Annotated in this window: 13 protein-coding genes; all 13 read right to left on the bottom strand. The window is 41.0% G+C overall.

The features are described from left to right. Positions 1–7: 7 nt before the first annotated feature. The 13 genes from HT724_RS02280 to HT724_RS02220 all read right to left on the bottom strand — a co-directional run bounded on the left by HT724_RS02280 (position 8) and on the right by HT724_RS02220 (position 11,850). A complete protein-coding gene (locus HT724_RS02280) occupies positions 8–304 on the bottom strand; it encodes a 50S ribosomal protein L23 (protein ID WP_173276140.1) in 297 nt (98 codons plus the stop codon). Continuing rightward, the gene (gene rplD / locus HT724_RS02275) at positions 304–927 is read right to left on the bottom strand and encodes a 50S ribosomal protein L4 (RefSeq protein WP_173276139.1); all 624 of its coding nucleotides are present in this window, start codon (positions 925–927) and stop codon (positions 304–306) included. The genes HT724_RS02280 and rplD overlap by 1 nt, the downstream gene beginning before the upstream one ends. A 24-nt stretch (positions 928–951) precedes the next feature. Beyond that, the gene (gene rplC, locus HT724_RS02270) at positions 952–1,578 is read right to left on the bottom strand and encodes a 50S ribosomal protein L3 (protein ID WP_000160197.1); all 627 of its coding nucleotides are present in this window, start codon (positions 1,576–1,578) and stop codon (positions 952–954) included. Between the two features lie 216 nt (positions 1,579–1,794). Further along, positions 1,795–2,103, bottom strand: coding sequence for a 30S ribosomal protein S10 (gene rpsJ / locus HT724_RS02265; RefSeq protein WP_033630409.1), 309 nt, complete (start codon positions 2,101–2,103; stop codon positions 1,795–1,797). Between the two features lie 244 nt (positions 2,104–2,347). Then, a complete protein-coding gene (locus HT724_RS02260) occupies positions 2,348–2,974 on the bottom strand; it encodes a phosphoribulokinase (protein ID WP_173276138.1) in 627 nt (208 codons plus the stop codon). Further along, a complete protein-coding gene (gene nrdG, locus HT724_RS02255; protein WP_033678521.1) occupies positions 2,971–3,561 on the bottom strand; it encodes an anaerobic ribonucleoside-triphosphate reductase activating protein in 591 nt (196 codons plus the stop codon). The genes HT724_RS02260 and nrdG overlap by 4 nt, the downstream gene beginning before the upstream one ends. Beyond that, on the bottom strand, positions 3,554–4,060 hold the full coding sequence (locus tag HT724_RS02250; protein ID WP_054367917.1) for a GNAT family N-acetyltransferase: 507 nt from the start codon (positions 4,058–4,060) through the stop codon (positions 3,554–3,556). Before HT724_RS02250 ends, nrdG begins: the two co-directional genes overlap by 8 nt. A 43-nt stretch (positions 4,061–4,103) precedes the next feature. Next, on the bottom strand, positions 4,104–4,244 hold the full coding sequence (locus HT724_RS02245) for a hypothetical protein (RefSeq protein ID WP_000521615.1): 141 nt from the start codon (positions 4,242–4,244) through the stop codon (positions 4,104–4,106). 11 nt (positions 4,245–4,255) lie between these two features. Continuing rightward, the gene (gene nrdD, locus HT724_RS02240; RefSeq protein WP_173276137.1) at positions 4,256–6,463 is read right to left on the bottom strand and encodes an anaerobic ribonucleoside-triphosphate reductase; all 2,208 of its coding nucleotides are present in this window, start codon (positions 6,461–6,463) and stop codon (positions 4,256–4,258) included. A 119-nt stretch (positions 6,464–6,582) separates the two neighbouring features. Continuing rightward, positions 6,583–8,121, bottom strand: coding sequence for a damage-inducible protein CinA (locus HT724_RS02235; protein ID WP_173276136.1), 1,539 nt, complete (start codon positions 8,119–8,121; stop codon positions 6,583–6,585). Between the two features lie 254 nt (positions 8,122–8,375). Further along, positions 8,376–9,908: a cardiolipin synthase gene (cls, locus tag HT724_RS02230; RefSeq protein ID WP_173276135.1), complete on the bottom strand. Its 1,533-nt coding sequence runs from the start codon at positions 9,906–9,908 to the stop codon at positions 8,376–8,378. A 145-nt stretch (positions 9,909–10,053) separates the two neighbouring features. Further along, positions 10,054–10,512 (bottom strand): SP_0198 family lipoprotein, encoded by a 459-nt coding sequence (locus HT724_RS02225; RefSeq protein WP_240156710.1) that lies wholly within the window; start codon positions 10,510–10,512, stop codon positions 10,054–10,056. Between the two features lie 87 nt (positions 10,513–10,599). After that, a complete protein-coding gene (locus HT724_RS02220) occupies positions 10,600–11,850 on the bottom strand; it encodes a folylpolyglutamate synthase/dihydrofolate synthase family protein (protein ID WP_173276133.1) in 1,251 nt (416 codons plus the stop codon). Between the last annotated feature and the right edge of the window lie 232 nt (positions 11,851–12,082).

Genomic DNA, 12,082 nt, shown 5'->3' with positions numbered 1-12,082 from the left:
CCTTAGATTATTCAGCTTCAGCAGCAAACAACTCGATTACTTTAGAATCAGCTGTAAGTGTGATGATAGCTTTTTTAGTTTTGTTAGTAAAACCAGTGTAACGTCCAACACGTTTAGCTTTTGGTTTTACGTTGATTGTGTTAACGTTGGCAACTTTAACACCTTCGAAAGCAGCTTCAACAGCTTGCTTGATCAAAAGTTTGTGTGCACGAGTGTCAACTTCAAATACATATTTTCCTGCTTCAAGTTGAGCCATTGAGCTTTCAGTGATGACAGGTTTTTTGATAACATCATACAAATTCATTATGCAAGAACCTCCTCGATTTTAGAGATAGCTGCTTGTGTGACAAGAAGTTTGTCGCTATTTGCGATGTCAAGAACACTTGCAGTTGTAGCAGTTGCAACTTTCACGTTTGGAAGGTTACGAGCTGAAAGAGCTGCGAATTCATTTCCTTCTTCAAGGATAACAAGAACTTTAGAATCGATGCTCAATGCTGCAAGAACTTTTGCAAATTCAGCAGTTTTTGGAGCTGTAAATTCAAGAGAATCAACGGCTACAAATTTGTTTTCAGCAACTTTTTCAGAGTAAACTGATTTAAGAGCTAGGCGACGAACTTTTTGTGGAAGTTTGTAGCCGTATGAACGTGGAGTTGGTCCGAAGACAACACCACCACCACGCCATTGTGGTGAGCGGATAGAACCTTGACGAGCACGTCCAGTTCCTTTTTGACGCCATGGTTTGCGTCCACCACCTGATACTGCAGAGCGGTTTTTAACAGCGTGTGTTCCTTGGCGAAGGCTTGCGCGTTGGCTGATGATCACATCAAACACAACTGATTGGTTTGGTTCGATACCAAATACTGCATCGTTAAGAACAACTTGGCCAGCTTCTTTACCAGTTTGGTCAAATAATGTTACGTTTGCCATTGTGACTGATTTCCCCTTTCTTTATTATTTACCAGCTTTAACTGCTGATTTGATAGTGATAAGAGATTTCTTAGCACCTGGTACGTTACCTTTGATAAGGATAACGTTCTTTTCTGGAACAACTTGTACAACTTCAAGGTTTTGAATTGTTACGCGGTCGCCACCCATACGTCCTGCAAGGTTTTTACCTTTAAATACGCGGTTAGGTGCAACAGGTCCCATTGAACCTGGACGACGGTGGTAACGAGAACCGTGAGCCATTGGTCCACGTGATTGTCCGTGGCGCTTGATAACACCTTGGAAACCTTTACCTTTAGAAGTACCAGTTACGTCAACAACGTCTCCAGCTGCGAATGTTTCAACTGTAATTTCAGCACCAACTTCCAAGCCTTCAACGTTTTTGAATTCACGAATGAAGCGCTTAGGAGCCGTGTTAGCTTTCGCTACATGTCCTTTAGCAGGTTTGTTGCTCAATACTTCGCGTTTGTCATCGAAACCAACTTGGATAGCGTTGTATCCGTCTGTTTCAACAGTTTTAACTTGAAGGACAACGTTTGGAGTTGCTTCAATAACTGTTACAGGGATCAATTCGCCAGCTTCAGTGAAGATTTGAGTCATTCCCACTTTTTTCCCTAAGATTCCTTTTGTCATGAGAAAATAGTTCCTTTTCTATATTTTTTATTCAAAAAGTTTTTAACGAGCGTTTTTTATGCTCAAGTCTAAGATACAAAGGGCGTCAAACTCAAAGTGAAAATAGGAAACTGACACAGTGTCTGGCAGACACGAGGAAGTTTATCTTTTTCACACCGAGTTTAGCCCGTGTTCAATTAGATTGAAACACCAGCCTCTGCTCTTTTATATTTTAGATTAAAGTTTGATTTCTACGTTTACACCACTTGGAAGATCCAATTTCATCAAAGCATCAACTGTTTTTTGAGTTGGGTTAACGATATCGATCAAACGTTTGTGTGTACGCATTTCAAATTGTTCGCGAGAGTCTTTGTATTTGTGAGTCGCACGAATGATTGTGTAGAGGCTACGTTCAGTTGGAAGTGGGATTGGACCCGCAACTTGTGCACCTGTACGAGTAGCTGATTCTACGATTTTTGTAGCCGCTGTGTCAAGCGTACGGTGTTCGTAAGCTTTCAAACGGATACGGATTTTTTTGTTTGCCATCTTTTTCTCCTTTTCGTCTATTTAAGATAATAGGCTAGCTCCACAAGAAAACCGACGCGGTGTTGCGTGGCAATGCAACCGAGCGTGTCGCAACCTCTTGCATCAAAGCTAAAGCTGTAATTTACAGCACCATAATAGAATAACACAAAGCCCCTGCGATTGCAAGGGATTTGTTGCTATTTTTTCGTTTTTTTACAATGAAACTGTTTTCCTATTTTTTCTTTTTAAAATTAGGGATTTTCTTCTATATAAACTGACTCCTCTTGGCATCAAATTTATCTTCTGATTGGTCCACTAAGATATCCGCCTTAGACTCAGTTTCTTTATAGTATAACAGATACTGCTCCCGTCTCATCTGATGACTAGCCAATATAAAGGATGCATCACGATTTCTCACTGTCGTATCTCGATCTAGACGCCTTTTTAATTCGGTGTCCTCATCCGTGTAGAAACAGATGGTTTTGTCAAAGAGTTCTTTGGGTAAAAAGCCAACAGACATCCCTTCGACAATCAGAATTGGCTTTTCTCCAGACAAGACCTCACTAGCTTTCCAAGGTTCTTCAATTGTTAAGATATCCATGCCAGCCTTTAAAGCGAGAATGTCTCTTTCTAAACTTACCAGTTCATGAGCCACAGGTAAACAAGCGGTCACTTTTTGATCTGGAGTCTCCTTTGGCACCACTAAATGACGATTTGAAGCAATGTAAGGATCGGTTTCCAATAAGTTTACCTTTGCAGAATCTAGGGTTTGGTACAATTCCTGTGCAAAAGTTGATTTACCCGAAGCCCCATGACCGTATATTCCCAGTGTCCTGACTTTCCCCGTCTCGATCTCTGAGACTAGTTGGTCTACTAAGTCTTTTTTCTTCATTCTCTCTTCACCTGTTCATAGCTTTCTTTTCCGTCATTAAGCTTGTCCCAAATCACTACTTGCCCACTTTGGAGCGATTTTTGCACATCTATAATTCGTTGGTTGGACGAACCTCGAAACTGGAGCATGAGATTTCTCTTAGTTCGATCGTATCGTCCATCGACAAGAATGTCAATCAATGATAAGAGTTCCAGTTTATCTGGAGTTTCCAACATCATTTCTTCCCATGTATAGCCCGTCCAGGACCAGATATCCTTATCTGGCAATTCCTTCCGGATACGTTTAACAAGTGGCAAGAGAATACCCGTATTGAGAAAGGGCTCCCCTCCCAACAAGGTCAAGCCTTGAACATAAGGTTGAGCCAGATCTGCCATGATCTGTTCTTCTAGCTCTGCTGTATAGGGAATGCCAGCATTGAAAGACCAAGTCGCAACATTATAACATCCCTCGCAGTGAAACATGCAGCCTGATACATAGAGAGAGTTACGCACACCCTCTCCATCCACAAAGTTGAAGGCCTTGTAATCAATAATACGCCCTTGACTGAGTTCCTCGCTTTTCCATTCTTGTGGTTTTGGATTATTCATTCGCTACCTCTATCCAATAACGCTCCACACCATTACGAACGTCCTCAAGGAGCCCACCATTTGCTAAAATGACTGCTCTACTAACAGTATTATTCACACTACAGATCACCAGAGCTTTCTTGATGTTCTTTTCCTTAGCAACTTGCAAGCCCTGACGGAGAGTTTCCTTAGCATAACCTTTGCCTCTTTCAGATGGGCGAATAGAATATCCTATATTCCCTGCATAATTCAGCAGTCCCTCATTCAGTCTCAATCGCAGATTCAAAAATCCTAGAGCACGACCTACATCATCAAATGATACAAATTGAATAGAAGGAACACGATTTTCAGGCAAGTTTATTCCCATCTCTTTTTGCATATTTGTTTCCAACCACTCTTCATACACAAAGTTCTCTGTATCCCAAAATCCTCCATCATGGGCTGATTGGCTCTTTTCAAACTCTGCCATCATCTCTAAAACTGTTTCTTTATCTGCTAATCTTGGTCTGCGTAATTCCATCCTTACCTCCCACTATGAGAAAAGCGAGAGCTGACTCTCACTTTTATTTCTTCTTATTCTTGTTTAAAAATTGTTCTTTGAGGTTGAGCAAGCGTTCTTTTTTACCAGCTCCACCTTTAGAGTGTTTCTCGTGATAACGAGTCACTTGTGCGCGACCCTTATCGTCTAATTGATATTTCCCCATCTCATTTCTTTCTAATTTGTTACTTGATGGCCAGCTATTTTAATCGTTGAGCCATTCATATGTTTGACACGCGCAGCGATTTCCTTGTGACGGCCGTTGACCATGGGTCTCGCTTGAGGATTGCCAAGATAGCCACAAGTCCGTTTAACAACGTCCACTGTTTTAGGGTCGCTATTGCCACAGTTTGGACAAGCAAATCCTCTCTCAGTTGGTTCAAAATCCCCTTCAAAGTCACACTTGTAGCAACGGTCAATTGGAGTATTAGTTCCCAGATAACCCACACGGTCATAGGCATAATCCCAGACAGCTTCCAAGGCCTTTGGATTTTGCTGGAGAACTGGATACTCACAATAATGGATGAAACCACCCGACGCACCTGCTTCTGGATAGATTTTTTCAAAATCCAGTTTTTCAAACGGTGTTGGATTTTTACGAACATCGTAGTGGAAAGAGTTGGTGTAGTATTCCTTGTCTGTAATATCAGGAATAGAACCAAACTTTTCTGTATCTAGTCGGCAGAAACGGTCTGTCAAACTTTCAGATGGTGTTGAGTAGATAGAGAAATGATAGCCATATTGGTCAGACCACTCTTCTACACGACGTTTCATATCACGAATGATATCCAGCGTAAATTCCTTAGCATCTGGATTACTTTCCCAGCTGTTACCAAAGAAAACTGTCGCTACTTCGTACAAACCGATATAGCCTAGTGAAACTGTCGCACGACGATTCTTAAAGAGCTGGTCAACACTTTCTTCCTTACCTAGACGATGGCCAAAAGCACCGTACTGATAGAGGATAGGAGCATTGGCTGGCGTCGCCTCTTTAGTGCGTTCGACACGGTAAACCAGAGCATCTTCAGCGATATTCATACGCTCGTTGAAGATCTCCCAGAACTTATTCATGTCTCCCTCAGACTCGAGGGCGATGCGAGGAAGATTGACCGTCACAACACCTAGATTCATGCGACCTGAATTAACTTCTACACCATTTTCATCCTTCCACCCTTGAAGAAACGAACGGCAACCCATAGGCACCTTAAAAGAACCTGTCAAGTCAACAATCTTATCGTAAGACAAGACGTCTGGGTACATCCGCTTGGTTGCACACTCAAGAGCCAACTGTTTAATGTCGTAGTTGGGAGTCCCTTCTTCCAAGTTAAGACCTCTTTTAAGCGTAAAGATGAGCTTAGGGAAGATAGCTGTTCGATGTTCCGAACCAAGGCCCTTGATTCGGATGTTTAAGATAGCTTTTTGAATTTCACGCTCAAAACGATTGGTTCCTAGACCAAAACCTAGCGAAGTAAAAGGTGTTTGCCCATTCGAAGTGAAGAGTGTATTGATTTCATACTCAAGAGACTGCATGGCATCATAGATGTCTTTTTGGGTTTTCTTCCAGGCATAATCTTCTCGTTTTTCAGGCAAAACCCATTCTTCCGCATCCTTGAGGTGTTTTTGGTAATTCTTCTCTGCATAAGGCGCCAAAACTTCATCGATACGGTCAGCTGAACAGCCACCATACTGGCTAGAAGCAACGTTGGCGATGATTTGAGAAATCTGAGCTGTTGCAGTCTGAATAGACTTGGGACTTTCTACCTCTGCATTTCCAATCTTAAAACCATTTTCCAACATCCCCTTAAAATCAATCAAACAGCAGTTGGTCATAGGGGTATAGGGACTGTAGTCCAAATCGTGATAGTGGATATCCCCTTTTTGGTGGGCATTGGCTACGTGCTTAGGAAGCATTTGCAGTCCGATTGATTTCCCAACAATCCCTGCTGTCAAATCACGCTGGGTGTTGAAGACATCGCTGTCTTTATTAGCATTTTCATTGACAACTGCCTGGTCTTTGTTGAGAAGTTTATGGATACTAAAGTTAATATCTGTCGCTTTTGAGCGCTCAAAATCCCTCTGTGTCCGATAAGTAATATACTCCTCAGCCAGCGCATATTCTTTGGCTTCAAGCAATTCATGTTCTACGATATTTTGAATTTCGTAAATCTTAACCCCCTGTGGAAATCGACTATGAATTTCTGTGACAATTCGCTCGGTCAGAGCATTTAGGCGCTTTTCAACCAAGGGTGTCACATCCATAACCTTGTCTGCCGCCTTGTGGAGAGCCTTGTCAATCTTGTCCACATCAAATACAACACGTCTCCCATCTCGTTTCTCGACGAAGAGAGTTGGCAAAATTGTAATTTTTTCTTCTAGTGCAATCATATGCATGCTCTTTTCTAAAATGTTCTTTCTAAAAAGTATTATACCACTCTAAAAAGAAAAATCAATATCTTGTGGTAAAAATCCTAAAATTTTTAAAAATGCACAAGATATTGATTTAGTTATTTAGTTTTATAGACTTTAAACTCTGAGTAATCTGTCTTTACTTGTTGGTAATTTTCTTTCAAGATTGTTTCTACTTCAGACCACACTGGCACCTTGTCATTTACCACAATCACCTTGGGTTGTTTTTCTTTCAAGTCATTAAGTAACTTATTCCGATTTTCTTCAGTTGCTGTATAGTGCATCGGGGACAAAATAGCCGATGGCGACAAGCGCTCACTCTTACGATAAAGAGTCGCAGTATCATCCCATGCATAGATAGCATCTTCCGTATTCGTCTCCTCTTTTACCAAATCAGCAAGACGATCACGTTCTTGATAAGGTACCGGATAAAGGACAAACCTCATCAAAAAAGGAACAGACAAAAGATAGACAAGCCCTAAAACTGGCAGATATAGATTTCCTTTGAAGAAACGACTCCATAGGCTAACTGGTGTTTCTCTTCGTCTTCTTCTAACACTACGCCCTCTCTGTTGACTCTTAATATTGGTTACCAATAAAAGTAGGAAAACAGGGAAGACGACCATCAAATAAGAAGCGTGCAGAGGCTCTTGTGAAAAGAAAAGCAAAATCAAACCTAAAATTGTCACAAGACTCGCAGGCACTGAGATGACATATAGTTTAGAGGGTTTGGATTGAAAGAGACCTAAAAAGATACAAACTACAAATCCCAAACCAAGGGACAACAAGCCATAAAAAGCCATATTCTCTAAAATTTTAGAAGTGAAATCAAAGCGAATACTGTCAATAGGATAACGAATACCACTAATGGCATCCCCAAAACTTCCTGTTGCAACACTATAGTAGGCAGTTGGATAAAAGACAAGTGAAAAACCTAAAGTCACTGCAAGAAACTGATAAAACCCATGGGCAAAGCGTCTATGCCCAAGGTTAAAGACCAACAAGCCTAAACTCACTACAACAATAAACAGGAGCGATGCCAAGGGAGCAAAGAAAAATCCGCCCGCCAAAGCCAGCCCAATCCGTACAAATCCCTTATCATGGCTTGGATTGCTTAGATAAGCCGCAACTAAACTAAAGGCCGCGAATAAGAAAGGAAGCGCTAAAAGAGTCGCATAGCCTCCACCAAAAGCAAGACCTGTAACTAGCATATAAAAAATAGTCACCAGTTGTCCAGCTTGGTCTCCTTGCTCTGTCAAGGTGTCCGCTGATCTAAAAAGGAAAAATCCTCCTGCTACCAAGGCTAACCACTCAAAGATGGCAAAGAAAAATCCGCCCTGAGTCACGTAAGTCAGCAAATAATAAAGCAAGCCTTGACTTCCATAATAGTCGCTGTAAATCTTCCCTGTCTGATGAAGCGCCCAACCTGCATAAAAATCCTGCACTTCCTGTGCACTCATTAAATCGAGTAATAGCGGTACTCCTAGAGTTATCCCCGTTACAAGCGTACTCCATAGTAAAATTTTCACCAAAGGAAGACGACTTGATTCACGATGATGCGATTCTTGTTCGATTTGGTATTCTAGAGGTTCACGATTCTCCTGATGAACTTCTTCTACTCTACCATACACACTCATATCGTTTCTCCTATTCAATTTATCTGTCTTAGTATATCAAAAAGTCCTAGGATTGTCAGCTTGCGATGGCTGTTTGAGTGATTTTTTACATAGTTTCACAAAGATTTCAATTTCCCGAAAGCGGTGTAAATGTGTCTGTTTAAATGTTATGATATAATCCAATTCTTTCTGAGTCAGCATCGTTCCTCCTACATCTTCTTATTCGTAAAAGGCAAGAAAAATAGGACTGGTTTGTGTCCTCAGTCCTAGATTTCTTATAAGATTGGAGCGAATAACTGGGCGATTTCTTTTACAAGTTTTTGATACCAGCTCGTTTTGATAGAATGAGGATAGACTTCCTGAGAATCTGCAAATATATTTTGAAAATCTCGGGCTATTTCCATTATAGAAGGAGTTTTATAGAGTAAGACTGCATTTTCATAATGGTGTACCAAGCTCCGGTAGTCGAGATTGATTGTCCCCACCACCGCAAAATCTTCGTCTACCAACATCTGCTTACTATGAATAAAACCTGGACTATACTCATAAATTCGAACACCAGCAGAAAGAAGGTCTGGATAAGCGCCTCTTGTGACTAACTGAATGAGCTTCTTATCTGGTATGTAAGGGGTGATAATTCGAACATCGACCCCTCTCATAGCAGCATTTTTGATTGTCTCCGTTAAATCATAGTCTATGATCAAATAAGGTGTCGTAATATAGACCGATTCCGTTGCTTGATTGATCAAACTCTGATAAACCTTTTTCCCTACCTGCGTTCGAAAAATTGGCTTGGGTCCACTTCCGTATGGAATGGTTAATCCGTCACTTGGGATAGAATGATTTTCTAAATGATATTGATCAAAATCACTAATCTCTCCTCGATTGATGTACCAAGTGGTTAAAAACAAGCGTGTCAGGGCTTTTACCGCTAGTCCGTCCAAGCGAATTCCACTATCCTTCCAATAACCAAATCTCTCGACGTGGTTAATGTACTCATCGGCTAAGTTAATGCCTCCTGTATAAGCTATCTGACCATCAACAATCAATATTTTTCTATGATCTCTGTTATTATAGGCCACTGTCAAACGAGGAATAACTTTATTGAATTTGTGGGCCTCGATGCCTAGCTGACGAAGTCGATGTGCATAATCTCCTGTTAAAGTAGCCATACAGCCAATATCGTCATAAAGCAGTTTAACTTCAATGCCTTGAGCAACTTTTTGCTCCAAGATTTCTAAAATACGATTCCACATCAAACCTTCTTCTATAATATAATATTCCAAGAAGATAAATTTCTCAGCCTTTTTGAGATCTTCTACCATCTTTTTCCACATAGCTTCTCCGCTAGAAAAAAATATAGAGGCAGTTTGATCATAGATGTCAGCATTGGTATCCATACTCAATAAGGACTTGATGACACCATATGCTGCCTTGTCACTTTCTTTTAATTCCTCTTTTAGTAGCTGGCTATTTGCTTCTTGGAAATGCATGGAGCCTAGCTTCTTCAGTTGTTTGATTTCTTTTTTGGACAATCGCCTCTCACCAAACATCAGATAGAGCAAGGGGCCAAATACTGGTACAAAGGCTACTAATAACCAGGTTACCTTATTCTCAGGAGTCGTATTACGGTTGACTATCGAAATGATTGTGATGATACTCAGTAGAATGAGGATAGTAATCCATAAAATGGGAGCCATACGTCCTAAATAAAGAAAGAGACCAAAAACAAGACAAAGTTCAAGTAGCATAATCGAAAGACTAAAGCCATACTTGGACATCAATAATTGAAATTTTCTATATTTCATATCCCCTCCTTGATATTTTGAATGCTAAAAACAAGTAATTGATACTAGTATAACTCAGGTATTCGACAGAAGGCAAGTATTTATGATTATTTTCTAGGTAAAAGTAAAAAGACTGGAAAATCCAGCCCTTCCTACTTGCATAGTCTTATTTAGTTAAAACGATTTGGTCCGATGGGTCTCTATCCATATCATCTACGATGATTTGATTACCGTTTACAGTGTAAATTTTGACATCATCGCCAATAATCATGCGTTGATTTGCTGCATCAAATGTGACCTGTTTGACTTTCTGATCCCCGTCAGATTCGAGCTCAGTCCATGTACCAGTAGTTCCAGTTACCACTAAAGTGATACGGTCTCCGTCATCCTGACCGGTATAAGTCCCATCAATATTAGTTGGTTGAGCAACAGGTTGGTTCTGTACTGGAGCCGCTTGATTTTGATTACTTCCTGCATTTGCAGTATTGGTATTCTGTTGAGCAGGTTGTTGGACCTGCTGCTGAGCCACAGGCTGTTGAACTGGTTGTGTTCTTTGGGAACAAGCAACTAGCAAAGATACACTCGCTAAAGAAACAATAGAAAGTGCTGCTGTTTTGAATGTCATAATAAATGTCCTTTCTCTTGCCATGCTAGAAAAATAGATTTTCCTTAGCCAGCAATTCATCTAGTATAACAAAGACAAAAGAAGAGGTCAATTTATCTGCTCATGCCCCAGTAGGTGGCTCCGTACTTCTGAGATAAAATAGAGAGACCCTGTAATGAATAACAAGTCCTGAGCATCTGCTCTTTCTTCAAAATCGCTAATAAATTCTCTGTAAGAAGGAATGACATGGTAACCTGTTACATCTGTCTCATCCAGAGAACCTTGATAGTCAAAACCAGTCACCTTGAGTGCCACCTGAGGCAAATTTTCCGTCAGATAACCCAACATCCCTTGATAATTCTTCCGTTTCAAGGCCCCAAAAAGTATTTGAGGACGATAACCTTCCTGCTCTTTTTCTTTGATAAATTCAACCAAGCGAGTCAAGGCAGGGAGGTTATGAGCACCATCCAAGTAAATCTGAGGACGAATACGCTCCAAACGCCCAGCCCAATGGGTCTTCTCCAAAGCCTGTCTTACAACCTGCTCATCAACAGATTCCTGTCTTTCTCCCATAAAAAGAAGGAACGTTTGCAACGCCAAGGCCGCATTTTCCTGCTGATAAGCTCCTTCTAAACCTATTTTCAACTGTGAAAGGTTAGCCAAAGAGCTTGAAAAATCCCCATTCAGCATTGAAAAATCTTGGCCTGCCTGATAAAGGTCAACAGCTAAAGAGTCTGCTTTTTTCTGACAGACAAGTCTAGCTTCTGGAGGCAATTTCGCAATCACTGCCTTTTTACCATCCTTGAAAATACCAGCTTTCTGCTCTGCAATTGCTTCTAGACTATCACCCAAGGTTTCTTGATGATCGACCCCGATGGAGGTGATGACAGCAATCTCTCCAGTTACCACATTGGTCGTGTCAAGTAAGCCACCAATCCCTACTTCTAGTAAAACCAAATCCACCTCTTGCTCTCTAAAATAAAGAAAAGCAATCAAGGTCAGCAATTCAAAAAAGGACAACTGGTCATGGGTTTGCAGAAGCGTTTTCTCCATCTCCTTGACCTGCTCAGCCAAACGGATAAAGTCTGCGTCTGCTATAGGTTTCCCATTAATGCAGATTCGGTCATTGATGGAGACAATATGAGGGGAGGTAAAGGTCGCAACTTTCTTTCCATGCCCCATAAATAATTCCCTCATGAAAGCAATGGTTGACCCTTTCCCATTAGTCCCTGTTACGTGGATAATAGGGTAAGACTGCTCGGGATTCCCTAACAAATCCACCGCTTCTTGCATTCGATCCAAACCTGATCGAAAATTCAAACCAATCCGACTATGGAGCCATTCTTCTACTTCAAACATATACATCTCCTTAATTACAGGTTCAATCAACTGCCTCAATAAAGTCTCATAACTAACAAAAACGAGGTCAGGATTTTCGTCCCGACCTCTTACCTGGTTAGCTAATCACTAGCAACTATGAATATTAACGTGGGGTAAAAACGTCCCCCGGACGTTCCAACTCTCTCTTATTTAAAGGAACTGGGGTAAAAATGTTCACTGGATGTTCCAACTCTTCCCAATTTCTGGGAGT

It is taken from the genome of Streptococcus sp. k-402 (genome assembly GCF_013277515.1).
Lineage (GTDB): Bacteria > Bacillota > Bacilli > Lactobacillales > Streptococcaceae > Streptococcus.
Note: the sequence above shows the minus strand (reverse complement) of the source record. Positions and strands in the feature narration are given on the sequence as shown.